22 protein-coding genes are annotated in these 23,935 nt (G+C 58.6%); 6 read left to right on the top strand and 16 right to left on the bottom strand.

The features are described 5' to 3' along the window. Positions 1-247: 247 nt before the first annotated feature. The 4 genes from Q0D41_RS04725 to Q0D41_RS04710 all read left to right on the top strand — a co-directional run bounded on the left by Q0D41_RS04725 (position 248) and on the right by Q0D41_RS04710 (position 3,766). Entirely contained in the window at positions 248-1,654 is a 1,407-nt protein-coding gene (locus Q0D41_RS04725) for a LuxR C-terminal-related transcriptional regulator (RefSeq protein ID WP_294375960.1), read from the top strand. 166 nt (positions 1,655-1,820) lie between these two features. After that, the gene (locus tag Q0D41_RS04720; RefSeq protein ID WP_294375959.1) at positions 1,821-2,201 is read left to right on the top strand and encodes a GntR family transcriptional regulator; all 381 of its coding nucleotides are present in this window, start codon (positions 1,821-1,823) and stop codon (positions 2,199-2,201) included. A 12-nt stretch (positions 2,202-2,213) separates the two neighbouring features. Further along, positions 2,214-3,095: an ABC transporter ATP-binding protein gene (locus Q0D41_RS04715; RefSeq protein ID WP_294375957.1), complete on the top strand. Its 882-nt coding sequence runs from the start codon at positions 2,214-2,216 to the stop codon at positions 3,093-3,095. Next, a complete protein-coding gene (locus tag Q0D41_RS04710) occupies positions 3,092-3,766 on the top strand; it encodes an ABC-2 transporter permease (protein ID WP_294375954.1) in 675 nt (224 codons plus the stop codon). The genes Q0D41_RS04715 and Q0D41_RS04710 overlap by 4 nt, the downstream gene beginning before the upstream one ends. A 167-nt stretch (positions 3,767-3,933) precedes the next feature. Here Q0D41_RS04710 and Q0D41_RS04705 read toward each other — a convergent pair whose 3' ends face one another. The 13 genes from Q0D41_RS04705 to Q0D41_RS04645 all read right to left on the bottom strand — a co-directional run bounded on the left by Q0D41_RS04705 (position 3,934) and on the right by Q0D41_RS04645 (position 16,416). After that, positions 3,934-4,209, bottom strand: coding sequence for a hypothetical protein (locus tag Q0D41_RS04705; protein ID WP_294375950.1), 276 nt, complete (start codon positions 4,207-4,209; stop codon positions 3,934-3,936). Continuing rightward, the gene (gene cydB / locus Q0D41_RS04700) at positions 4,210-5,232 is read right to left on the bottom strand and encodes a cytochrome d ubiquinol oxidase subunit II (RefSeq protein WP_294375947.1); all 1,023 of its coding nucleotides are present in this window, start codon (positions 5,230-5,232) and stop codon (positions 4,210-4,212) included. A 2-nt stretch (positions 5,233-5,234) separates the two neighbouring features. Then, positions 5,235-6,680 (bottom strand): cytochrome ubiquinol oxidase subunit I, encoded by a 1,446-nt coding sequence (locus Q0D41_RS04695; RefSeq protein WP_294375944.1) that lies wholly within the window; start codon positions 6,678-6,680, stop codon positions 5,235-5,237. 420 nt (positions 6,681-7,100) lie between these two features. Further along, the gene (locus Q0D41_RS04690; RefSeq protein WP_294375941.1) at positions 7,101-7,817 is read right to left on the bottom strand and encodes a TlyA family RNA methyltransferase; all 717 of its coding nucleotides are present in this window, start codon (positions 7,815-7,817) and stop codon (positions 7,101-7,103) included. Positions 7,818-7,885: 68 nt separating this feature from the next. Continuing rightward, positions 7,886-9,778, bottom strand: coding sequence for a 1-deoxy-D-xylulose-5-phosphate synthase (gene dxs, locus Q0D41_RS04685; RefSeq protein ID WP_294375938.1), 1,893 nt, complete (start codon positions 9,776-9,778; stop codon positions 7,886-7,888). A gap of 56 nt (positions 9,779-9,834) precedes the next feature. Further along, on the bottom strand, positions 9,835-10,053 hold the full coding sequence (locus Q0D41_RS04680; RefSeq protein WP_114614826.1) for an exodeoxyribonuclease VII small subunit: 219 nt from the start codon (positions 10,051-10,053) through the stop codon (positions 9,835-9,837). An 8-nt stretch (positions 10,054-10,061) separates the two neighbouring features. Next, the gene (gene nusB / locus Q0D41_RS04675) at positions 10,062-10,613 is read right to left on the bottom strand and encodes a transcription antitermination factor NusB (protein WP_294375936.1); all 552 of its coding nucleotides are present in this window, start codon (positions 10,611-10,613) and stop codon (positions 10,062-10,064) included. Positions 10,614-10,633: 20 nt separating this feature from the next. After that, complete coding sequence (locus tag Q0D41_RS04670) at positions 10,634-10,984, bottom strand: Asp23/Gls24 family envelope stress response protein (protein WP_114614824.1); 351 nt, start codon at positions 10,982-10,984, stop codon at positions 10,634-10,636. Between the two features lie 261 nt (positions 10,985-11,245). Next, positions 11,246-11,815 (bottom strand): manganese efflux pump MntP family protein, encoded by a 570-nt coding sequence (locus tag Q0D41_RS04665; RefSeq protein WP_294375926.1) that lies wholly within the window; start codon positions 11,813-11,815, stop codon positions 11,246-11,248. A 247-nt stretch (positions 11,816-12,062) separates the two neighbouring features. Then, a complete protein-coding gene (gene nrfD / locus Q0D41_RS04660; protein WP_294375922.1) occupies positions 12,063-12,944 on the bottom strand; it encodes an NrfD/PsrC family molybdoenzyme membrane anchor subunit in 882 nt (293 codons plus the stop codon). Positions 12,945-12,954: 10 nt separating this feature from the next. Beyond that, entirely contained in the window at positions 12,955-13,494 is a 540-nt protein-coding gene (locus Q0D41_RS04655; protein ID WP_123218641.1) for a 4Fe-4S dicluster domain-containing protein, read from the bottom strand. Between the two features lie 3 nt (positions 13,495-13,497). Further along, positions 13,498-15,660 (bottom strand): molybdopterin-dependent oxidoreductase, encoded by a 2,163-nt coding sequence (locus tag Q0D41_RS04650; RefSeq protein WP_294375916.1) that lies wholly within the window; start codon positions 15,658-15,660, stop codon positions 13,498-13,500. 39 nt (positions 15,661-15,699) lie between these two features. Then, a complete protein-coding gene (locus Q0D41_RS04645) occupies positions 15,700-16,416 on the bottom strand; it encodes a 4Fe-4S binding protein (protein ID WP_294375914.1) in 717 nt (238 codons plus the stop codon). Positions 16,417-16,678: 262 nt separating this feature from the next. Here Q0D41_RS04645 and Q0D41_RS04640 point away from each other — a divergent pair, with 262 nt between their 5' ends. Beyond that, the gene (locus Q0D41_RS04640; protein ID WP_294375912.1) at positions 16,679-18,796 is read left to right on the top strand and encodes an aldehyde ferredoxin oxidoreductase; all 2,118 of its coding nucleotides are present in this window, start codon (positions 16,679-16,681) and stop codon (positions 18,794-18,796) included. Between the two features lie 400 nt (positions 18,797-19,196). Here the strand turns inward: Q0D41_RS04640 and Q0D41_RS04635 are convergent, their stop codons facing one another. The 3 genes from Q0D41_RS04635 to Q0D41_RS04625 form a co-directional block, all read right to left on the bottom strand. After that, positions 19,197-20,408, bottom strand: coding sequence for a cysteine desulfurase family protein (locus Q0D41_RS04635; protein ID WP_294375910.1), 1,212 nt, complete (start codon positions 20,406-20,408; stop codon positions 19,197-19,199). Between the two features lie 5 nt (positions 20,409-20,413). Next, positions 20,414-21,067 (bottom strand): iron-sulfur cluster assembly scaffold protein, encoded by a 654-nt coding sequence (locus tag Q0D41_RS04630; RefSeq protein WP_294375908.1) that lies wholly within the window; start codon positions 21,065-21,067, stop codon positions 20,414-20,416. Between the two features lie 69 nt (positions 21,068-21,136). Further along, positions 21,137-22,183, bottom strand: a complete 1,047-nt coding sequence (locus Q0D41_RS04625; protein WP_294375906.1) for a hypothetical protein — start codon at positions 22,181-22,183, stop codon at positions 21,137-21,139. A gap of 206 nt (positions 22,184-22,389) precedes the next feature. Between Q0D41_RS04625 and Q0D41_RS04620 the strand changes: the two genes are divergently transcribed. After that, a complete protein-coding gene (locus Q0D41_RS04620; RefSeq protein ID WP_294375903.1) occupies positions 22,390-23,925 on the top strand; it encodes a response regulator transcription factor in 1,536 nt (511 codons plus the stop codon). The last annotated feature ends 10 nt before the right edge of the window (positions 23,926-23,935 follow it).

Raw genomic sequence — 23,935 nt, 5'->3', positions numbered from 1 at the left:
GCGTAATCGACCGCGCGGGGCGGATTCTGGGTTTAAATATGTAACACACCCCTATAACACCCCAATTGGCCAGGCGTTTCTTTTTTTCCTTCAACAGCCGCTTCATCCAGCTTGCAGCCATGACGCAGCAAAGAGGGCCTTATAATGGTGGACAAGGTTACGTGCCGGGAGGGGTTTAGGCACCATGGAAAATCAAAAAGACCGCGTTATACGCAATGCAAACGTACCTTTTAGCTCGGCGGGGTTTTTGCCACTCGCTTTTTTGGGACTCGGCATCTATCGCGCATGGATTGAAATCGTCTTCGTCGGATCATTCGTCGACTTTCCATCGGCGCATTTCGCAACGCGAGACCTCTTCGATATTGTTATGAGCATCGTTCTTTTGGGCTGCGCATTGGGGGCGCGCAGGGTTTCCCCGTTCTATTCGAAACACGCCGCATGGGTGCTTTGCGGCACGCTGCTCACCGTCGCAACTGTATGCACGTTCTCATCGCTGTTCTATCCAGGAATCGCCGAATGTCTTGCCATCGTGGCGTCGATTGCGGGCGGCATAGGCATTGCGCTCATGATCCTTATTTGGAGCGAGCTCTATGGATGCATGAACCCCATGCGTGTGGCCTTCTATTATTCGGGGTCAATTATCGTAGGCGCCCTCACGGTATATATCTACCGCGGTTTCGCCATTCCATGGCTCTTCGTCATGACCTCGATTTTGCCGATATTCTCGCTCCTGTGCGCCGCTCGAAGCTTCAATGTGCTTCCGGGCGACAATCTGCCAAGCACCACATGGGCCAAGTTCTCCGTGCCTTGGAAAATCATCATCCTTATGGCGATTTACGCTTTCGCCTACGGGCTGCTCGAGAAATACCTCTATGCGGGCACGTTCGGCCCCCATTCGGCACTGGGCACCGTCGCGGCCGCACTCGTGGTTATGGTGGGCGTTGTTCTGCAGGGCAAGAACTTCGACTTCGGCACCATATACCGCACGGCCCTGCCGCTTATGGCGGGCGCACTCATCATTCCTTCGGCATTGGGCCTGTTCGACTCGTTCTGGGGCAACTTCTGCGCCACCGGAGGCTACACGGCATTCTCGATTCTCATCATGCTCATTCTGGCCAATATCTGCTACCGCTACGGCGTTTCGGCGATATGGCTCTTCGGCATTGAGCGCGGCGTACGCGCACTGTTCATGATGCTCGGACGCTACGTCGATGCGGGTATCGACGCCATCGCGCCCTCATCCCTCAATGGCGACCTTGTGTCTTCGAGCGTAGCCCTTCTCGCCATTATCGGCGGCACGGTCATCCTGTTCTCGGAACGCGAGCTGGCAAGCCGCTGGGGCGCGAAGTTCCTCTATGCCGAAAACGGCAGCGACCCCATTGAAAAAAGGCATGCGCTCGTCGACCGATGCGATGCCATTTCAAAAGAAAAGGGCTTGTCGGCGCGCGAGCAGGAAGTCTTGCTGCTGCTCGCCCAACACAAAACGATTTCCGATATCGAAAACGAGCTCATCGTAGCCAATGGCACCGTTAAAGCTCATATACGCCATATTTATCAAAAGCTCGATATTCACTCGCGCGAAGAGCTGTTCGAAACTTTAGGCACGCAGCTGTGCGAAGAAGGACACAAGGCCGATGACGAGGATCGTTTCTAAGCGCGAACAAAGCGGGTCCCTTCGGTAGTGAAGCCAATCAATAATCCAATTGAATATATCGCCTGGTGAATCGTTCAATTCGATTTTCTACGAGATTTGACTTGCGCAACTGTGCATAGTGTATATATACTGTGCTTACCGGTTATATACACGTAAAGGAACCATCGTGGACATCATCCTATCCAACTCGAGCGACAAACCCATCTACGAGCAAATCGCCTCGCAGATTCGAGCGCACATCCTGGCGGGTACGTTGGCGAGTGGCGAGAAGCTGCCATCGATCCGAGCGCTCGCAAACGGGCTCGGCGTGAGCGTCATTACCACCAAGCGCGCCTACTCCGATCTGGAGGAAGCGGGCTTCATCGAAACCGTCCAAGGCAAAGGCTGCTTCGTCGCAGAAGGCAATCAGGGACTTCTGCGCGAAGAAGAGCTGCGACGCATGGAGGCGCTGCTCGCGCAAGCGGCGATGCTCGCCGAAACGCTCGGCGTCACCCGCGCCGATTTGCATAAGGCGCTTGACCTCGTAGCCCCCGAAACACTCGAATAGAAAGGCGGCATCATGGCGAACCTTTTGGAAATCAAAGATGCACAACGCCAGATTGGCGACAGCTTCGCGCTGCGCAATGTGGACCTTGCTGTGGCGCCCGGCGAGATCGTCGGTTTCGTCGGCGCAAACGGCGCAGGCAAAACCACGACCATACGAGCCGCGTTGGGGCTCATGAAGCTCGACGCCGGCGAGCTGCGCCTGTTCGGCGAGCCGTTCGGCCCGAATGCGCCCGACAGCATACAGCGCCGCGTGCGCCCACGCATCGGAGTGGTGTTCGACACGTGCCCCTATCCGGCAGAATTCACCATAGCCCAAGTGGAACGCTGCGTCGCACCCGCCTTCCCCGACTGGGACAAAGCGCAGTTCTGGCGCCTCGCCGAGCAATTTTCGCTTTCTCGCAAGGCGAAAGTGAAGGATCTCTCCCGCGGCATGGGCATGAAGCTGCAGCTCGCCGTGGCGCTTTTGCATAAGGCCGATTTGCTCGTGCTCGACGAAGCCACCGCAGGACTCGACCCCATCGCTCGCGACGGCGTGCTCACCGCATTGCGCGAATTCGCCGCACAAGAAGGCCATGGTGCGTTGCTTTCGAGCCATATCACGAGCGACCTTGATCGCGTCGCCGATCGCGTCGTGGGCATTCATGACGGCCGCATCATTTTCGATATGCCTCGTGAGGAAATTACCGATATGGCGGGCATCGCCCATTGCACCGCAGAGCAGGCTCGTTCGATTCTCGAATGCGTCGAAGGGGCACGCATTGAGCGGCACGAATTCAGTTGCGATGCGCTCGTGCCCAACCGCTTCGAGTTCGCCGAAGCATTTCCTGAAATCCCCTGCGACCACGCCTCCATAGAAGACTACCTGCGCTTCACGTTGAAAGGAATCGCACAATGAAAGCGGCCTTGAAATCGGAACTTGCCATTGTGGGCACCTTCATGCCGGCGTTCGCCGTGATACTCGTGCCCGTTTGCGTCATTATGGCATTTGCCATAGGCAATTGCATTTCGGCAGTTGCCTGTGTGAGCGCCATGGTTCCCATGATCCTTATGTTTTCGCTCACCTCATATGACGACCAAAACGGATGGAAGCGCTACCGCGCATCGCTGCCCTTCTCGCGCCGCGATGTTGTTGCCGCGCGATATGGATCGATTCTTCTTACGTCCCTCGCCACTGCGGCATGCGCCGCGGTGCTTGGCGTCGCGATTAACGCCATCCTACCTTCGCTCATCCATGATTTCGAAACGATGCCGGCGATCGAGATAGCGGCAGGGTCATTTACCGCGACCTTCTCGGTGATTGTCATGGTCGCCATAGGCGAGCCGTTCCTCGTCAAATTTGGGGCCACAAAGGGCGTTCGCTATCTCATGTGCTTCATCGTTCTTGCGGGCTGCGTCTGTTTCGCGATTGCGGGGCAGGCACTCGACCCCGTGCTGCTTGAAAGCTTCGGCACCTGGGCCGATGCCCACCTAAGCCTTCTGTTCGTTTCGCTGGCCGTCGTATCGCTTGCGCTCTTCGCTGCGAGTTGTGCCATAAGCACGGCGATTTACCAGCGAAAAGACCTCTAGCGATTTGCGGCGAAGCAAACCAACCCCAACCCGACAACCCCATTCGACCCCTCACGCAAAAAGGCGAGCCGTTCGAAACGACTCGCCTTTCCTTATGGGCGTCGCATTGTCGCGATTTTGCCCGCCGCCGCGCACAAAGCGCGAAGCGGCAGGGCACCGGGACACGCTTACTTTCGCATGTTCCGCTTTGCCTTCATCGCCAAGAGCGCCGATGCGGCCACGAGCATCACAACCGTCGCAACGAGCCCCACCGTCGGGGCTTTATAGCCCACGAACATCACACCAATGCCAAACACCGCCATGCCCGCGCAAAGCACCGAGAGCCACCTTTCGTAGAGACGCGTCTCCGAGGTGCTCCATTGCCCATTGATGGAACTCCCCCGCTCCTCAACAACGCTCCCACGCCTTTGGGCGACACCCCTCTTGCTCGCCGTGCCGTCCATTTAAGCCACATCCTCTTCAGCAAGGCGCCCGCTGAACACGCGATAGGCAATCACGTGGTACACCAGCACCAACGGAACGCCGATGCAGGCAATGCCCGTCATCCATGCGAGCGACGTGTCAGACGAGGCGGCGTTCATGAGCGTGATGGACTCGCCCACGCTGCCGGGCGTCGCGACGACCAGATTCGGAAACATCGACACCGCAGCCAATGCCACCAAACATACCGCCGCGACCGATTGCAGAACAAAGGCGGCCAAATCGTTGCGCTTCTTCGCCTGTGCGATTGACGCCGCAATGCACGCGACGAACGCAATGGCGAAAACCACACCCGCGCCCAGCATGCCCGAGGCGAACTGCGGTTTCACCACGGCAAACGCAAGCACGGTCGCCACCGCGAACAGCGCGAGGGCCACAACGTGCCACACGCGGCGCTGCGTTACCGCACGCTCATGCACCGCGCTCGCGCGTTCGGTCTTCAGCGCCACCCACGCAGCGCCCGCCGCCATGCACATCGCAAAACCCAGCGCGCCAACGACGAGCGTAAACGGCGAAAGCAAGCCAAGCAGCGGCACGCCCGCATAGTCGCCGTTCGCCGCAAGCGGCACGCCGGCGATCACGTTGCCGAGCGCCACGCCCAGCAGCAGAGCCGGCAAAAACGAGCCGACCGTGAAGCATGCATCCCACACGCGGCCCCATTTCGGGTCGTGCGCGCCAAACTCAAGCGACACCGCGCGCACGATCAGGCCAAAGAGCACGAGCATGACCGCCAGGTAAAACCCCGAAAACGTCGTGGCGTACGCCGCGGGAAACGCGGCAAACAGCGCGCCGCCCGCCGTGAGCAACCACACCTCGTTACCATCCCACACAGGCCCGATGCTGCGACGCACAAGGGCGCGCTCGGCATCGGTTTTCGCAAGTGCGCGATAGAGCACGCCCACGCCCAAATCGAACCCATCGAGTACGAAATAGCCCGCGATAAGAACGAATATCAGGAAGAACCACAGTACAGCGAGAGTGCTCATCGCTATTCACCATCCTTTGCGTCAAGGGCCTTCGCAGCAGACGCTGCCTGCGCAGCGTCTTCAGCAGCCGCAACGGTATCGACGGGGCCGCGCTTAATGAAGTGCGAAATCACACGCACCCAGCCAATGAACAGGAACACATACACCACCGCGAACAGAGCAAGCGTAAGCAGCAGCTCAGGCGCCGATACCGCCTGCGAAATGGCGTTGTTAGTAAGAAGGCTCACGCCATCGGGGCCCGACGTCGACGGATACACGACCCAGGGCTGGCGACCGACTTCGGCGGTAATCCAGCCAACTTGAATGGCGATAAACGGGAACAAGGGAGATGCGACAAGGAACTTCTGCAGCCAGCGCATGTTCGCGATGCGCCCGCCGCGCAGCGAGAACGCAATCGCGAGAATCGCGGTGACCATAATGAGGCCATACATCGCAACCATCAGGTGATACGACTGGAATACCAGATTGACCGGCATGTCGGCGACGTTCATTTCGCCATACTTTTCGGTCTCGGCGAGCGAATTGAGGCCGGCATATTCGGTATCCCACGTGCCCGTCGCCAAGAAGCTCGTGCCGCCAGGAATCGCGAGCGGAGTAATGACCTGCTGGTTTTCTTCGTCAACCCAGCCGAAAGCGTACAGCGGCGGCACCTCGTCGTTATACATGCCTTCCATCATGGCCAGCTTCGTGGGCTGCTCTTCCGAAACCTCCACCGCCGAAGCGTGGGCCGTTACGATCATCGCGCACGATGCCACGATGCCCACCACGGCGCCAATACGCACGGTTTTCATCGCGAAATCGGAGTGCTTGCCTTTCAGCAAATACCACGCCCCAACCGCCATGGACACGAATGCGCCCAAAATGAGCAGCGCCACGATCACGTGCGTATAACGCGGCAGAGTCGAGGGATTGAAGGCCGCCGCAAGGAAATCGGTGATAACGGCCTTCGATCCATCGCTCGCGAGCTCGGCGCCAGCCGGCGTTTGCATCCACGAATTGGCAATCAGAATCCACAGTGCGCTCAGGCACGAGCCAGCCCACACGAGCCATGCCGACACGGTGTAGAACTTAGGCGACACCTTCTTTTCGCCAAAGAGAAGAACGCCGAGGAAGACCGATTCCAAGAAGAAGGCGAACAGGGCTTCGGCGGCGAGCGGCGCACCGAAAATATCGCCCACGAAGCGCGAGTAATCGGCCCAGTTGGTTCCGAAGGAGAACTCCATGGTGATACCCGTCGCAACCCCAATGGCGAACGTCGCCGTGAAGATGCGCACCCAGAAATGCATGGCCGCGCCATCTTTTTCGTCGCGGCTTCGATAATACTTCGTCGCGAAAATCGCCGTGATAAGGCCCAAGCCTATCGAAAGCGGAACGAATATGAAATGATAGGCCACCGTTACCGCGAACTGAATTCGCGAGAGCAGCGCCACGTCAAACAACGCGTCCATTTCCTTACCCCCTTGTGTCGTTGCTTATATGTTACCAACTAGATATCATATTAGACCGAACGAAAGGAAAATGGAATACTAATTAGGAATTTATATCGTTAATTTTAGCGCGGACGAAGCGGCACAAGAAAACCGCCCTTTATGGCGGTCCTCTTCTGTATGGATTGCGTTAAAAGACGAGTTCGGGGAAAGCGCTCTAAGCCCCGATTGCGCGCTGCCGGCGACTCACTTAAGGAGCGCAGCCGCGCGCGTATGCAGCGGCGGCTCCAAATGACAGCAAAGGTGCCTAAGCGACAGCAACGGCGCACCACGAGTTCGCGGCACGCAAATCAACATTCGAATGCCGCGAATGACACCTCAACGGCACATGCGATGTTCACTTCGACGCACGCGCCGTGCCTCAGGTTCGCGGCATACAGCCTAAGCCTGATAGACGGCCTTCACCAGATATTCCACGTTGCCCTCGGCGCCCTTGATGGGGCTTTCTACCGCACCCTCAATAGAGAAGCCGACAGCAGCGAAAGCGTCGGAAACTTCTTTCACAACGCGCAGTCGAACCGATTCGTCGCGCACGATTCCGCGGTCGGTTTCGTCATGGGCGCTTTCGAACTGGGGTTTCACGAGCAGCAAGCACACCGTGCCAGGCGCACACAGTGCAGCGAATACGTCGGCCAATCCGGCCAGGCCAATGAACGACAAATCGGCCACGACGATATCGAACGGCGCGCCAAGCTCGGCAGGAACGGCCGTTTTGATATTCGTGCGCTCGAACACGCGCACTCGTTCATCCTCGCGAAGCTTCCACGCGAGTTGTCCGTAGTTCACGTCGACACACGCGACTTCAGCGGCGCCCGCCTGAAGCAGACAGTCGGTAAAGCCGCCCGTCGACGAGCCAACATCGATGCAGCGCGCCCCGCGCACATCTTGGGCAAACGCATCGAGCGCCCCTTGGAGCTTATGTCCGCCACGGCTCACATAGGCGCGACGATTGCGCACGAACACATCGGCATCGGGGTTCACCAATACCGCGGCGCTTGTAGGATACACGTCATTCGCGCGCACCTCATGTGCGAGAACTGCGCGCAACGCTTCGCCCCTATCGGCGAAATAGCCGCGCTCAACGAGCAAATCGTCCAAACGAATTTTCTTCTGTTTCGGTTTCTTGGATTGCGGCGCGCCTGGCTGCGCAGTTTTCTTCGCCACGCCTACAGCTCCGCATATTTCTCGCGAATGCGAGCGGCCATGCCTTCGGCATCGATGCCGAGCATATGGTGCAGCTGCGACACCTTGCCCTGCTCAACGAACTCGTCAGGAATGCCAAACGTGAGCACGGGCGGCACCTGCGCCGGCGGGTTTGCGGCAAGAGCCTCCAAAATGCCCTCGCCAATGCCGCCTTCAATGGCACCTTCTTCGGCCGTGCACACGAGCTTGCATTCGATCGCTGCCTTGCGAACCGCTTCTTCGTCAAAAGGCTTAATCCAACGCATATCGACGACGCGCACGGAAACGCCTTCCTTGGCAAGGATATCGGCGGCGCCTTCCGCCTCTTGAACCATGCGGCCGAACGCGAGAATGGCCACATCGGAACCTTCACGCGTCGTGCGAGATTTGCCCTCTTCGAGCACCTGGGGCGCAGCGGGAAGCTCAACGCCCCGCGCTTCGCCGCGCGGCCAACGAAGAATAACCGGACCCTCGAGCGCCAAAGCCGTATGGAGCATATGCACAAGCTCGGCCTCGTCGGAAGGGGCCATCATGCGAACGCCAGGGACCATGCGGCCATATGCAATATCGAACACGCCATGGTGCGTGGGACCGTCGTCGCCCACGAGCCCTGCGCGATCGAGGCAAAACACCACATTGGTATCCGCAAGGGCATTATTGATTACGAGCTGATCAAACGCGCGCTGCATGAACGTCGAGTAAATGCACACGACGGGCTTTTTCCCACCAAGTGCCAAGCCGCTCGCAAGCGCCACCGCGTGTTCTTCAGCGATACCCGTATCGATGAAGCGCTTCGGGAACTTCTCGGCGAACTCGGCAAGACCCGTGCCGTCTTTCATGGCGGCGGTAATGGCGACAATATCGTGATTCGCCTCAGCTTCGGCAACGATGGCCTTCGAGAACACGCTCGTATATTTCGGCGCCGTACTTGAGCCCTTCTTCACTTCACCCGTCGCGATGTCATATGGCCCAATGCCATGGAACTTGCTGGGGTTCTCTTCGGCGGGACCGTAACCCTTGCCCTTCTTGGTAACCACATGCAGAAGCGTGGGGCCGTCGGCTTCGAGGCACACGCGCAGCGCACGCTTGAGCGCCGCAATATCATGGCCGGGAATGGGAGCCGTGCACGTGATGCCGAGCTTTTCGAAGAGCATTTCACCCGGAATGACCATTTGCTTGAAAGAATCTTTCGCGTTGCGGCCCAAATCGACCAGGCCGCGGCCAAGCGGACCGCTTGCCTCGAGCGCACTTTGCACCGAATCGCGCGTACGCGTGTATTCGCGACTCGCGCGCTTTTCGCCCAAATAACGAGCGAACGCGCCCACGTTGCGCGAGATTGACATCTCGTTGTCGTTCAGAATAATGACCATGGGCGTTTGCAACTGGCCCAGCTGATTGAGGGCCTCAAACGCCATGCCGCCCGAAAGCGATGCATCGCCGATGATGGTAACGATTTTTTCATCGCCGCCATTCAGATCGCGTGCCATAGCCAGGCCCAGCGCCACCGAAACCGAATCGGACGCATGGCCGGAAGGGTGCACGTCATATTCGCTTTCGCTCGCCTTTGGGAAGCCAGACATGCCCCCGAATTGGCGCAAAGTGTCGAACTCGCCCAAGCGGCCCGTAACGAGCTTATGAGCATACGACTGGTGGCCCACATCGAAAAGCAGCTTGTCATGAGGGCAATCGAGCACGCTGTGGCATGCCAGAATAAGTTCGACTACGCCAAGGCTCGGCGCCACATGGCCGCCCGTTTTCGACGTGGTCGTAATAATTTGCTCGCGAATTTCAGATGCAAGTATGGAAAGCTCCTCGTTGGTGAGGAGCTTCAAGTCCGCGGGGGACGAAATCATATCGAGAATGCGATGGCTCTCCATTAAGGAACTCCCAATCTCCGTATTTAAATTCGGCACCTCGCGGATGCCTTGCGCGACTAGCGTTGCATCGCGCCTTCCGAAGAAGGCGCATCGCTATCGGAGGCGTCAAGCGTTTCGAGCAGTTCGGTCGCCTTCATGCCCAGCTTCACGGCCTCATCATACAAATCGAGCGCCGCATCGAGCGGCATATCGTCGCCGCGCACCTGCGTCGCGATTTCATCGAGACGATCGCGAATCTGCGTGAACGCCTCGCGATCGAGCGATTCCAAGCCCATAGCGAGCCTTACTCGACGTTTTCGGCCGAATCGGCTTCAGCGGGCTTAAAGTCGGAAAGAATGCCCATCGTGGGAATCTCGGCGGGCGCAGCTTCGGCGGCGCCTTCAGAGGCCTCCTCGGTCGGAGCCTCCGCGGCAACACCCTGCTCGCTTTCAGACAAACGAGCCAGGCGACCCAGAATGCCGTTCACGAAGCGATGGGAATCGTCTTCGCCGCCGAACGCCTTGGCGAGCTCAACGGCCTCGTTGATGGCGACAGACTGCGGAACGTCGTCGACGTAGCGCATCTCGTAAACAGCGAGGCGCAGAACGGAGCGGTCAACCACGGGCATGCGGTCGATGGCCCAGTTTTGCGAGCTTTCGCCAATCGCGCGGTCGAGCTCGGCGCGATGCGCGGAAACACCGCACACCAATTCGCGCGCATATTCATTCGCCTTGGCCTCTTCGGGGACCAAGCCTTCGTCGACCAGCTTGTCGGCGGGCACGCCAGTGATTTCACTTTGATACAGAATCTGCACCGCAGCGCGACGTGCGAGAATTCGTTTAGATACGTTGCTCATGCGAATTGGAACCTTGCTAACTAGTTATTGAAACGGATGCCGTCGACATACACATCGACCGACGACACAGTGAAACCGACCTGTGTTGCCACAGCATCGGCGACGGTTTGGCGAACGGCTTCGGCAACCTGCGGAATGGGCTTGCCGTAGAAGACGTCGATATGCACAGCCACGTCGACGCCCTGCTCTTCGTTCATGCTCACATCGATACCCTGGCCAGCCGGCTTTGCGGCGAAGCGGGAACGCAAGCCCGTGAACGTAGACGAGCCAACGCTGGCAACGCCCTCAACTTCTTTGGCCGCGATCGCGACGATGGTTTCCATGACTCCGGGGGCCAGCCCCAGTCCGTCGACATACAGCTCTTCGCTCATGGCGCAATCCTTTCGGCCGATTGATTCATATAGGCAACCTAGAATTGTACTCCAATTCGCGCGCATTCACGGTAAGACCGTAAGAACGCAGGCAGAGACACATTCGCACCAAAATCAGTGAAAGCGGCCGGCGAATACGGCTCGGGCGAAGCCAAGGCAACACGCACTTTTAGTGCGCGAGTCGAAGGCCGAATCCAAAATGCGCTGCCATGGCCGCTTGCAGCGCCGGCAACGTACGTTGTTCGTCAGAACGGCGAAACCTTAGAACATCGCCTTGATGCCGATAAGAACGAGCACCACGCCGCCGACAATCTGCGCGCGATCGCCCAGCAAATGCCCGAAGCGCTTGCCGATGGCCAACGCCACAATGCAGCAGAGGAGCGTCGTAACACCGATAATGCTTACCGCGGGCGCTACGGCAACGCTCACTGCACGCAGGCTCACGCCCACGGCGAACGCATCGATGCTCGTAGCTACGGCCTGCACCAAAATCACTTTGAGCGTCAGCGCGTTGCCATTTTCTGAAACTTCCTTTTCCCCGTCACCGCCGCCGCGCAGGGCGCACGCGCCTTCTTTAATCATATTTCCGCCGATAAAGCCAAGAATCACCAGCGTAATGATGCCCGAGTACGTTTCGATGAAGTCACCCACGACGCCGCCCAGGAAATAGCCAAGCAGCGGCATTCCCGCCTGGAAGACGCCGAACGCGACCGGCAGCGCAAGCAAGCGTGCGCGCGAGGCGTTCGGATAGCAGAAGACGTTCGAGATGGTTACGGCGAAGGCGTCCATGGACAGCGCAACGCCCAGAAGAACAATCTCTACGATGCTCATGTTCAGTTGTTCTTTCGAATAGGCTCCCGGGTTCGCGATAAGAGCTCGCGGAAACTGCCCGATTGCAGCGTACAGGCCACCCCGCCTGCCGCCCGCAGCAAATGATTGCCGCGATTTTACCACCCAGTGCCCCGAAATGCGAAAACTCCACCCGTTGCCCGAAAGCAACAGATGGAGCAAAAAAATGGGACACTTGCTCCTAGAGCAAGTGTCCCAATGTGTTAAATACTCCGAGCGTTTAACAGGTTTACACCAACGCCACCGGCAACGCCGCAACCACGATAAGGAAGCGGAGCAGGAAGCCGCCGATAAGCACGCCCGCATCGGCAGCAGCGCCAATGTAGTGTGCCTTGGGGGTTTCCTCAAAGCCGGGCTTTGAGATGAACAAAAGCCACGTCTCAACCGCGGTAGGCGCAACCAGGCCAACCACGATGAAGCCAAGCCAGAACAAAACCGCCCAGTTGCCACACACGAGACTCATCACCGACTCGAAACCGGCAACGGAGTTGTAGCTCGTGATGAAGCACAGCGAAGCCACCAACACAAGCTCGATAATCGGGAAGCAGTAGTGGAACTTCTTCAGCACTCCCACGCTATCGAATTCCTTGGGGAACTTCAGGCCACCCACAAGCAGCACCGAAGACATGCCCGTGGAAACCGCCGAAACCAAGAACAGAATCGGCAGCAAAGCGTTGTTCCACAGCGGGAACGTCTGGCACACGCCGAGCAAAGCGCCCGTGTATGCGCCAACGCATACCGCGAACACCGAGCCCGCGATCTCAAGCCACGCAGGCACCTGCTTCTTCAGGCAGTCGAGCAGAAGCGTGACAAGCGCGATAATCACGAATGCCGCCAGGAACACAACGCCCCAGGTCATAACCGAGCACGGGTTATGCAGAAGCAGCGCGAAACGCAGCGGGTTGTGCAAACCGGCCTCAGCGTCGAACATCAGCAAGAACAAGCCGATGATAACGACCACCGGAGCAATGATGTGGCCGGCGAAGCGCATGCCATGCGCCTCGGGATGCTTCCAGCGCAAAAACGCCGAAGTAATGAAGGCGCCGCCGCCCAAGCCTGCAAGGAAGAGGTACCACGCAATAGGTGCGCCCCAAACTGGTTCAAATGACATGTTCGCCCACCTACCTTACGTAGAAAATCTTGGACTTGGTCGCATCGCCCAAAAGCGGGGTCGCATGCGTCGCGGCAAGAACCTTGGACACTTCCGAATCGGGGTCATCCAAATCGCCGAACACACGCACGCCTGCCGGGCACGCGGTCACGCACGTCGACATCTCGGTGCCATTGAGCGCGCTCACGGTGCAGAAACGGCATTTGTCGACTGCGCCCGTGCGCTCGTCAACCACACGCGCCTGGTAAGGGCACGCGGCCATGCAGTATTTGCAACCAATGCAGCGACCGTGATCGATGCACACGATGCCGTCTTCGTTGGTATACGTCGCGCCGGTGGGGCAAACCGCCTGGCACGGCGCGTCTTCGCAATGCATGCACTGCGAAGGAACCACCTGCAAAGAAGCCGTCGGGTATACACCCGTCTCGACTTCAGAAAACTTCACGAACGGCATGCTCGAAAGCAAATCGTTCTGATTCTGACACGCCAAGCGACAGGCGCCGCAGCCGATGCACTTGGTCGTGTCGATCACCATTCCGTATCGGGCCATAGCTTATGCACCGACCTTCCTGATCTCGACGGGCACCTCGCATACCATGCCCGCGCCGGTCGCAGCGTCGCTTGCGCGCGGCACGATGTCCCACACGCTTACGCCATAGCCGGCTGCCTGCGCCATTTCCTTCGATTCAATGCCATAGTGAGGCGGCACGTACACCGCTTCGGGATTGATGAGGCTCGTCACGCGGACCTTCACGCGAATCTTGCCCGTGGAGGTGGAAAGCTCAGCCTCGTCGCCATCGGCGATGCCGAAGTTGGCCGCCGTCTGCGGGTTGAGCCATGCGCGCTCCGCACCGGAATCTTTCGCGAGCGCTGCAATTTTGTCGGCGTCGGCGGTGTAGGTGCGCGTCTGCATGCTCTGGGCGCCCGTAATAAGACGCGGCATATGGTCGTTCGGCGCAACCGTAGGATCGGCGTACTGAGGAGTGCGAGCCAAACCGGCCTTCTCGAACGCATCGCTTGCGAACGGAATCTTGCCCGATTCGGTGCCAATGGCAGGCGCGTCGTCCGCAAGCACCGAGGCGCCCGCAATAGAGCAGCACGCGGTGTCGTTCAGGCCGCCGAGCGTAATGCCATAGGCCTTGCAGAAGGCATTGTTGACATCATCGAGCTCAAAGGCGAAATCGTCGCCCTTGCCGCACGCCTTCGCCAAATCAGTGAAAATCTGGTAGATGGCGCGAGCCTCGCCCGCGGGAGCCACGACCTGGTTGCGCTTTTCGGCAACCGACCACTCGGCAGCAACGGGGGCAACGACGCTTTCGACCTCGAGGTAAGTCGCGGCGGGAAGCACGTAATCGGCCTTCTGAGCGGTTTCGGTCAGCACCGAATCGATGACGACCTTGAAGCCAATGCCGGAAAGGTCTTCTGCAACCTTGGCGGAATCGGCCCAGTCGGCAGCGGGGTCGCACTCGACGAACAACGCCACATCGGCACCGCCCTTGGCAGCAGCGCCCAAAGCCTCCTGGCAGCTCGCAACGCCAAGCTCACCAGCCTGAGCAATGCCGTCGCCGGAAGCGGAAACCTTCGTGAACGGAGCGCTCTCGAAAACGCTTTCGTCCACAGCGGGAACCTTCGCCAGGAACATGCCGCCCGTCTGGTTCACAGCGCCGAGCATAGCGTTGAGCAGAACCGCGCAGCGAACCGTCTCGAGACTCGTCGCGTAGCCGCAGCCAAGCAGCGCGCCCGGGCGAACATCGACATGGCAATGCGGGGCGGCCTTCACGAGGCCACGCGCCGCGGAATAAATCGTGTCAATCGGCACGCCGCACTTCTCGGAAGCCCATTCCGGCGTGTACTGGAGCATCGCGGTGCGGAATTCCTCGAAGCCCTCGCCGTATTGCTCGACGAAGCTCGCGTCGAAGTCGAGCTTCTTGGCGATATCGCCCATAATGCCCAGCAAAAACGCCAGCTCATAACCGGGACGCACAGCGACCCATTCGTCGGCGAGCATATCGGCGCCAGCGTTGCGCGGGTCGACGGCCATCACATAGCCACCGTTTTCGCGAACTTTCTGGAACTCCTTGACCTCGACCGGGCGCACCGTTTCATCGCCGCTCGCGTCGAGCAGCACGATGTATTCGGCGTTGGCCGTGTCGAACACCGGAGTCGTGCCCAAAAGGGCCTCGTACGCAGCATCGATATTGGCATTGGTAAGCGCGGAATCGTCATAGTAGTTCGGCGAACCGACAGAAGCCATGAAGCGCTTCGCATACCACGCATCAGTTGCGCGGCCATCTTGGAACAGCGCTACCTTGCTGCCCGCGCCCGTAATGTGGCTGGCGATGTCAGAAAGAGCATCGTCCCAGCTCACCTTGGTAAAGCCACCTTTGCCGTCGGCCTTCATGGGCTCGGTCACGCGATCTTCGGAAGTCGTGAGCGAAGGCAGGCCCTGGCCACGGCCGCACATATATCCGCCAGAATGCGGATGGCCCTCGGCGCCCATAAAGCGCCACAGTTTTCCACCGCGCACCCAAGCTTCGATGCCGCACTTATTCGCACAGCCAGCGCACAACGTCGCTTTGGTGTACGTAACCGAGGCATCTGAGCTTAGGGGCTCAGTTTGCGAGGAAGAACAACCCGTCGAGGTGCCGATTGCGGCCAATGCCGCGCAGCTGGCACCCGCGGCGAGGAATCCTCGCCTCGTCATCATGCTATCCATGATGTGTCCTTTCTCAAGCAAGTCAAATTGGTCGCGAGGTTAAGCCTCGGGGAACAAGGTCGACGTACGAACGATGCCCTTGTCGATCGCCTCTTGGGCGATATCTTGCCAATCGACAAACTTGATGGCCCCGTTGGGGCACTGCACGGCGCAACGGCCGCACGCGATGCACTTCGTGGATTTGCCAATAACCGGGTCGATTTGCGGCATGTTCCACGGGCAAGCCTCGTGGCACAATCCGCAGCCGATGCATTTATCGGTATCGACCACGCGCGCGCCGGTCTCGGAATCGGCGTAGATGGCATGCACCGGACAGTTCTTCATGCAAGCCGCATCTTTGCACTGCTTGCAATGCTCAACGGTGAACTGGCAGTTGCGATAGATTCCGTCGGGGCCGTTTGAGCCCTCGCCGAAGTTATAGTTCGGCCACACGCGCACACGCGCGGTGGTCTGGCATACGCGACCGTCGTTGCGCAGCGAGCACATCATTTCGCAACGCTGGCAGCCCGAGCAACGGGCACGGTCGGTAACAATAAGCTTAGTAGGTGTGACGTTCACAGCCACGCGGCCGCTCGCAATAGTGTCTTCGATGACGCCCCATTTCGCCAATGCGCCACCGGCGATAAGGCCAACAAGACCAACGCCAATGCCTCCGGCGACTACCTGGCGGCGAGTGAAGCCCTTGGGCGATTCCTCAGCTGCAGTTTCGGTCTGCGGCTCTTCAGGCAGGATCGCTTCCCCCTTCTTCTCGTCCATCGAGAGTTCCTCCTTTTTGCACTTCTCTTCGATTGACGCACGATTCCTTGCACGCTTCGCACGAATTGCATATTGGATGACGCCGCATGTGCCCTGTCCCCTGAAGGGGGATAAAAAGCCAGGTAAGGGAACAATACCCTGCAACAGGGTACAAACAGGGCATGGCTTGGGGCACACTGCATTCGACCACTAAAAGGGGGTCAATCGCACACATGTCCTCGCACGCACGCTTCAATGTCAAAGCAAAGACTTGGAGAAAGACATGGCAACTGAAAATGTCTCCTATGGTTGGCAGGGCAAGATTGCCCGAGTGAATCTGACCACGGGAGAAATCACCACCCAGTCCACCGACCCATACAAGTATTTCCTGGGCGGCATGGGCCTTGCTAACAAAATTATGTATGACGAAGTTCCCGAGGGCACCGATCCGTTCAGCCCCGAGAGCAAGGTCGTCATGGCCGTGGGCCCGCTCACCGCATCGGGCACTCCCTTGGCAGGCCGCACCACGTTCTCACACCTGTCCACCTTCACCACCGACCACTTGGTCGTCGATTCCCACTGCGGCGGCATGATTGGCGCGAAGCTTAAGCTGGCCGGCTGGGACGCCCTTATTATTGAAGGCGCATCCGACAAGCCCGTCTACATCAAGATCCTCAACGACAAGATCACCATCGAAGATGCATCGTTCGTTTGGGGCATGGGCACCCGCGCCACCACCGAAGGCATTTGCCGCAAAGATGGCAACAAGTTCGCCGTTGCCGCCATTGGCCCCGCAGGCGAGAATCTGGTGCCGTATGCATGCGTCATCAACTCGCGCAACCACTCGGCAGGCGCTGGCCTGGGCTCCATCTTGGGCTCTAAAAAATGCAAGGCAATCGCCATCGAAGGCGACGGCAGCGTGAATGTCGCCGACCCGAAGGCCATCGCCGAGCTTTCCGACTACATGATTTCCGACATCGTGGGTTCCAACAACAACCACGTCGTGCCTTCCACCCAGCAGGAATGGGCTGAATACTACGACAAGGGCAGCCGTTGGACCGCTCGCAAGGGCCTGTACTGGGCTCAGGCAGAAGGCGGCGCCATTGAGACGGGCGAGCCGAAGCCCGGCGAGCTCAACACCGTTGGCTACCGCTGCATGAAGTCCACCAAGGACGACGGTCCCGACGCCGAGAAGTACACCATTAAGATGAACGGCTGTCACAGCTGCCCGCTTCACTGCTATTCCGACATGCGCATTCCCGGCTCTGCCGAGCATGGCGGCTTCGAAATCACGGGCAACACCTGCGTGCCGAACTTCCCGTACCTGTATATGATTCCTATTCTGAAGGATCAGGCAGGCGGCGTGGTGAATAACTCCGAGGACGGCGTTATTTGGAACCAGGTCATCGGTTCTACGGTGGACGATTTGGGCTTGTGGTGCAACTACGCGCAGCTCTACCGCGACCTCGCGCATTGCATCTCTGCCGGCATCTTCAAGCGCGTACTTCCCGAAGACGAGTACAACATGTTCGATTGGGACGCGTTCAAGAACAACGACCCGTCCATCATGCCGAAAATCCTGCGTCACATCGCGCAGAACGACAACGAGATGAGCTACATCGCGCACGGCCCCATCGTGTGGTGCAAGCGCTGGGACGACATGGAATGGTTCGACACCACCGCGAGCCAGTTGATCAACTACCGCGGCTGGCCTGTGCACCACTCGATCGAGTGCTTCGGCCAGGTTGGCGGCGTGTACAACATGATGTTCAACCGCGACGACATGATTCACTCCGCTGTTAACTTCCAGGGCTGCGGCTTGCCTATCGAAAAGAAGCGCGAGATCGCCAAGGAAGTTTGGGGCGGCGAAGACGCCATCGACGAGGACAAGAACTATACCCCGATGAACGAGCACAAGGCGAAGTTCTGCTGGTGGTCCATCGTCACCGACGTGCTGCATGACTCCCTCACCCTGTGCAACTGGGTGTGGCCTATGACCATGAGCCCGTCGAAGTCCCGCGATTACCGCGGCGACCTTGACCTTGAAGCGAAGTTCTACAAGGCCGTCACCGGCGAAGACATCACCACCGAAGAGCTCTACAAGCGCGGCGCGGCCATCATGACCCTGCAGCGCGCGAACACCATGCGCGGCATGAAGACCAACGATTTCCGCGGCGTGCATGACACCATCACCGAATGGCCGTTCACCAAGGACCCCGACATCCAGCCCTTCACCGCTGGCACCGATAAGATGGAAAAGGAAGACTTCCAGACCGCTCTTACCATGGTGTACAAAGAGTTCGGTTGGGACGAAAAGACCGGCGCACCGACTGCCGAGTGCCTCGACAATTACAACCTGACCGACGTGAAGGAAGACCTTCAGTCCAAGGGCCTGCTCTAGGCATAACCCTGCGGGCGGCCCACCTCCCCTCACCGTCCGCTCCTTCTTTTGGAAGCCCGCCATTGCGCGGGCTTCCTTTTTTATGCAGACAGCCATGCAGGCAGGGACGTCAGGCGCCTTACTTATAGGCATGGGTTTATAGGCATGGAACCCTGCCAGCATCGAGGGAAAGGAACCGAGGGCAGAATTCTCGCCTATAAGGCATGTTCATGGGGCTTGCCTATGCTATGGGCGCAGAATCTTGCCTGTATTGAAAAAGAGCCGAAAACGGAATCTCTCCCACAGACAACATGAATTCGCAAGCTTTGTCGGCATGAGTGCGCGGGTCTTTATCCGACGAGCGCAGAACCCCGGCCGATCTAGACGGCTCGCACGTCTACCGACAAGCAAATTCAACAAACTAAAAGCTCGATAGATCGAGCAGCGCGAAGGGTTGCAGCTGATCGCTACAGGCCTTCAATGCGCTCATCGTATAGTCGATATCGTCTTCAGTCGTTTCATTCGAAAGCGAGAAACGCAAGGCACTCTGGGTACGTTCGGACGGAAGCTCCATCGCAACAAGCACGTGCGAAGGCTCGCCTTCATGGCTCGAACAGGCGCTTCCGCCCGCAGCGCACACGCCCCGTTCGTCAAGCAACTCGACAAGGGAAGCCGAATCGATGCCCATAAACGACACGTTCAACGTGCCAGGCACGCGCGGAGCAGTACCGTTTACGCAGGTTTCGGCGATTTCGGCAAGAATGCGCTGCTCCAACTCATCGCGCAGCGCCGCAATGCGCGCGGCGTCGCTTGCCATATTCTCGCAGGCTTCACGCGCTGCAGCCGCCATGGCAACGATGCCGGCAACGTTTTCAGTGCCGCCGCGCATCGCGTCTTCTTGATGGCCGCCATCCATGAAGGGCTCCAGAGGCGCGCCTTCGCGAACATACAAGAAACCAACGCCTTTAGGGGCATGGAATTTATGGCCTGAAACACTCAGGTAATCCACGCCCAAATCGTTCACGTTCACAGGAATATGGGCAAACGCCTGCACGGCGTCACAATGGAAACGAGCGCCCACGCCATGCGCGAGCTCGCTTAAGCGCGCGATGGGCTGAATCGTGCCCACTTCGTTGTTGGCAAGCATGATCGAAGCCAAATCGGCTTCGTTGCCAAGCGCCCGAGCGAACGACGCCTCATCGACCCTGCCGCCATCGGTCACGCTTGCATATGCGACATCGAACCCTTCGTCCGCAAGCGCACGCGCGCTGTTCAAAACGGCGGGATGCTCGAACGTCGAAGTCACGAAGCGGCCTTTGCGACCCTTCGCCTTCGCCTGCGCGCGCATGCCTCCCTTAATGGCCCAGTTGTCCGATTCGGTGCCGCACGATGTGAAATAGACCTCATGCGGAGCTGCACCAATAAGCGACGCGATTTCTTCGCGCGCCTGCTCAACCGCAACGCGAGCCGCGCGAGCCTCCGCGTAAAGCGCAGAGGGGTTGCCGAATGCGCCGTGCAGAAACGGCTCCATGGCTTCAAACGCCGTATTCGAAACGCACGTGGTGGCGGCGTTGTCCAAATACACGCGCCGCCCCTCGGCCCGCATCTTCCCCATCTGCGCGCTCATGGTCATGGCGCTTACGCCTCCTCTGCCGCGCGAAGGCGCGACGCGATTTCCAAATCGACCATAGAATTTCTCAGCGAGCAATTCTCACACATAACGCAATCAAGCGAAGTCTCATCACAAGCATAAGGACGAACACACATGTCCCCGAACGTAGCGCCTTGACGAATATGGAAATCGCCGCATACGCCGCGAACGGCGCACGCCGCATAGCGGGCCGTGTACGATTTATCGCGAGGCACGACGCCACGCGCTTCAGCCAAAAAGTCGGCAGAAACAGCAGCGACCTCTTCGATTGTCTTGCCTTCCATCCAATACACTGCCGCGCACGCCGAAGCGATCATGGCCAAACAGCCGTGGGCGCGGTAGCCGGCCTGCTCAATGACGTGCGTCTCGGGATTCACGCGCGCGAATATCTGCACGGCGATGGTGCCGTGCTTGGCAGAACCCGCCATGCCAACGGCATTCACCCCCTCAGGCACACCGGTTTTCGCCGTATCGGCCACAAGCGCCAAAGCTTCGTCGGAATAGCCCTCAACGCCCCTATCGTTGTCGGTTTGGTACACATCTCTCGTGCGAATATAAGGCCTGCCAACAGGCGCCCCACCAAGCATGTCTTCCGGTTTCATATGCTCCCCCTTCACGGCGCCAATCCCGGTGCCGTTCATTTCTCACCTTTTGCGCGCCTTTTGCGCGTCATGAACCAATCATTAGACGCTGCCGAATAACAAGCCTGGCTACACGCTCATGTATCGCTCGACCGAATACCACTCCGCCAAGGCCTTCGCCTGGGCATCGGACAAATAATCGGTCGAATAGAAGTATTGGTCGCCGTTGCTCGCGCCGCAGGTTTTTATATCGGGATACGCGCCCGACTCCTGCACGGCCTGCCACGCCTGCTCGATTTGTTCAGAGCTCCAGTGGTAGGGCTTGCTCGAAAGCGATGTCGAGAGCATGGGGCGCGGATACAGGCGCGATTCTTCACGCGCGTTTTCGACAAGCGTCAAAACGTCATCGCCCTCTTCGGCAAGAAACGCCCAGTGCGCATACGTGTCGGTCATGTAGTCGCTCGAGTACAGATACGTCTGCTTTCCCTCGAGCACTTTGATGTCGTCGAGCTCCCATTCCGGGATCTCGATTTCAGAATCGAAAGAATCAGGCTCGGCACCAGACGAGGCATGCTCACCAGCGGCCTCATCCGCGTCAGGGGCGTGTGTCGCAGCATCTTCGACGCCGGAATCGGCACTCGTTGCGTCAGCCTTTTCAGCAGCCGCTTGAGCAGCCTCCTCGGCAGCCTTCCTGGCTTCGGCCGACACGGCCTGCGCGGCGATAATCTCGTCGAATGCCAAATCGGAGAAATCAACGGGAATCAAATGGTCGGGCACAATGCCAGCAGCCGCCCACGTGCCGGGCGTCGTGAGCTTGCCTTCGTTTGAACGCTCGCGAATCATGTCGAACGCAGCCGCAAGGGCATCATGCTCCGCTTTGGCCTGGCGCTCTTCGGGAGACATCTCCTCCTCGATGCGCTCCTCTTCCGCAGCGACCTCGGCAGGGTCATAAAGCCCCGCTTCTTTCAAGTTTGTCGCCCCCGTAGCGGCAAGCATCTGGGCCAGGAATTCTTCTTCGGGCGTGCGATCTGCCGGCAAAGCCTCCCGAACCTCGCCCGCTTCTTCGGCGACCCCATCGCTTGGCTGCGAGCCTATACCCTCGCCGTTCTCGTTGGCAGCATTCGGCGTAACTTTCTCCCCTTCAGCCGTCCAGGCCGCCTCGTTTGCATCACTCATGAGTGGTCCCCCTCACGTACGTGTTTCGCTTCATCAAAACGAAGCTCAATTCAACAAAATCAATATTGCCTAGACGTAAAATGCCCCTATACCCTCTTTGAGGGCATTTATAGGGTACAAGGCTCGGGCTATAATTGCCTCGTTTGAGTCCCCATTATGCGCAAGAGGGAACCGCGCATGATGCACAGGGGATAGAAGGGGATATCGTGAATCAAGGCGAAGAGACAAACGCAGCCGAGCAGCAGAGGGGAATTGCCGGCACGGAAATTACGAAAGAGCTGCTTTTGACCCTCCTGCCAACCTCGATGGGGCTCATGCTGGCGCGTACCGGCATGATTGTGGGCGCATACGGCAGCTACATGGGAACCGATGCGGGCATTTATACCGACGGGGCATCGTTCATATCGCTTGTTCCGTTGCTCATACTTATGGTCGCGCTTGGCCTTACCGATAAAATCATCCCCAAGCGCGCCATCTTCCACAGCACAAACCTCTGCATCGCGCTTGAGGCAATAGGAATCGTTGCAGTCGCACTTATCGAAGCGAACGCACCCGGCTTCACCGTGGCGCGCATGGCCGCGTCGACCCTCGTAACCGCATCGGCGTGGATTTGCATGTTCTATTGGCTGCGTCGCTGCCGCGGCGCATCATGCACCACGGCCATCATCATCGTGCTTGGCGCCATGACCGCCAGCGAGACGATCCTGTACGTGCTCTCGTTCATTCCACGCATGGTTCACTGCCTCCTTTTTGCGATAGCGGTACTCGTGCAATACGTCGCCATCGCCGCCGCAAGACGCAAGCCGTTGCCCGCAGAAGTTGCCATCAAGTCAACCTCGCGCGGCTATTTCCATTTCGCTCAAAAGAACGCCGACAGCGTACGGTTCCTCGGCATTATTGCCATAGGATCGTTCCTCATGTCTATCGCCATCGGCTTTTTGAAAGGCTTCCCCGACGGAGCCGCCATTCCGTTCACGCACGTCACGCGACTGCTGTACGCCCTGCTCATCGACGGCGTATTCATCGGCTTGCTCTGGGGTACCATCAAAGGCAAGAAGAACACCATGACTATTGGCACCTGGGTCATTATGCAAGGCTTGGGATCCATCGCCCTTTTGCTGTTCGCGATTTTCCCCGACCGCCTCGATATCGGGGCCGTATTCGGCAATGCCATGAACGTCACCATGACGGGCTTCATCCTCTATCTGATTATCGCATTTTCCAGTTATGGCCATCGCGACACGTACTACTATGCAATCGCCGGCTGGGCGGTGTTCATTCTGCCGCGCTCGATTGTGCGCGTATCGAGCATCGGGCTTTACATGCAGTTCCCCTCAACCTCTCTGCCAACGGCGCTGTGCGGCGGGTTGCTGCTCATTTCCGCCCAGTTCATCTTCCTTCAATTCCTTATGCTCGAACGAGACGAAACCGCTGCAACCAAAGCGACCGCGGTAAGCGTGCAGCGATTGCTTGGCATTAAGGACGAAGCCGCGCCTGGCACCGAAATGCGCAAGGCGATCGTGCGTGCGAGCGCCCAGGAAATGCAGAAGCAGTTCCTGCTTTCCGACCGCGAGACCGAGGTGCTCACGCTCTATGCCATGGGCCTTACACAGGCAAAAATCGCCGAGGAGCTCTGCATCGCGCCCGGCACGGCGCACACGCACGTGAAGCGCATTTACTCGAAAACCGACCTGCATTCCCGCCAGGCGCTTTTGGACTATATCGAGCAGTACACCAATTAGCCTCCGCCGA

Origin of the sequence: uncultured Slackia sp. (genome assembly GCF_934630525.1) — a bacterium.
Taxonomy (GTDB): domain Bacteria; phylum Actinomycetota; class Coriobacteriia; order Coriobacteriales; family Eggerthellaceae; genus Slackia.
The sequence above is the reverse complement of the archived record's forward strand: the minus strand, read 5'-3'. Positions and strand labels throughout refer to the sequence as shown.

Excerpts from the sequence above, each read along its gene's own strand:
- Q0D41_RS04670 (WP_114614824.1), bottom strand. The coding sequence starts at position 10,984 with ATGAGCGAAGAGCTGTATGTCGACGGACTGGGGCTGGCCCCCGGAGTC.
- Q0D41_RS04705 (WP_294375950.1), bottom strand. The coding sequence starts at position 4,209 with ATGGACGGCACGGCGAGCAAGAGGGGTGTCGCCCAAAGGCGTGGGAGC.
- Q0D41_RS04710 (WP_294375954.1), top strand. The coding sequence starts at position 3,092 with ATGAAAGCGGCCTTGAAATCGGAACTTGCCATTGTGGGCACCTTCATG.
- nusB (WP_294375936.1), bottom strand. The coding sequence starts at position 10,613 with ATGAGCAACGTATCTAAACGAATTCTCGCACGTCGCGCTGCGGTGCAG.
- dxs (WP_294375938.1), bottom strand. The coding sequence starts at position 9,778 with ATGGAGAGCCATCGCATTCTCGATATGATTTCGTCCCCCGCGGACTTG.
- Q0D41_RS04625 (WP_294375906.1), bottom strand. The coding sequence starts at position 22,183 with ATGAGTGATGCAAACGAGGCGGCCTGGACGGCTGAAGGGGAGAAAGTT.
- Q0D41_RS04695 (WP_294375944.1), bottom strand. The coding sequence starts at position 6,680 with ATGGACGCGTTGTTTGACGTGGCGCTGCTCTCGCGAATTCAGTTCGCG.
- cydB (WP_294375947.1), bottom strand. The coding sequence starts at position 5,232 with ATGAGCACTCTCGCTGTACTGTGGTTCTTCCTGATATTCGTTCTTATC.
- Q0D41_RS04680 (WP_114614826.1), bottom strand. The coding sequence starts at position 10,053 with ATGGGCTTGGAATCGCTCGATCGCGAGGCGTTCACGCAGATTCGCGAT.
- nrfD (WP_294375922.1), bottom strand. The coding sequence starts at position 12,944 with ATGTCATTTGAACCAGTTTGGGGCGCACCTATTGCGTGGTACCTCTTC.
- Q0D41_RS04655 (WP_123218641.1), bottom strand. The coding sequence starts at position 13,494 with ATGGCCCGATACGGAATGGTGATCGACACGACCAAGTGCATCGGCTGC.
- Q0D41_RS04645 (WP_294375914.1), bottom strand. The coding sequence starts at position 16,416 with ATGGACGAGAAGAAGGGGGAAGCGATCCTGCCTGAAGAGCCGCAGACC.
- Q0D41_RS04665 (WP_294375926.1), bottom strand. The coding sequence starts at position 11,815 with ATGAGCATCGTAGAGATTGTTCTTCTGGGCGTTGCGCTGTCCATGGAC.
- Q0D41_RS04715 (WP_294375957.1), top strand. The coding sequence starts at position 2,214 with ATGGCGAACCTTTTGGAAATCAAAGATGCACAACGCCAGATTGGCGAC.
- Q0D41_RS04650 (WP_294375916.1), bottom strand. The coding sequence starts at position 15,660 with ATGGATAGCATGATGACGAGGCGAGGATTCCTCGCCGCGGGTGCCAGC.
- Q0D41_RS04635 (WP_294375910.1), bottom strand. The coding sequence starts at position 20,408 with ATGACCATGAGCGCGCAGATGGGGAAGATGCGGGCCGAGGGGCGGCGC.
- Q0D41_RS04630 (WP_294375908.1), bottom strand. The coding sequence starts at position 21,067 with ATGAACGGCACCGGGATTGGCGCCGTGAAGGGGGAGCATATGAAACCG.
- Q0D41_RS04640 (WP_294375912.1), top strand. The coding sequence starts at position 16,679 with ATGGCAACTGAAAATGTCTCCTATGGTTGGCAGGGCAAGATTGCCCGA.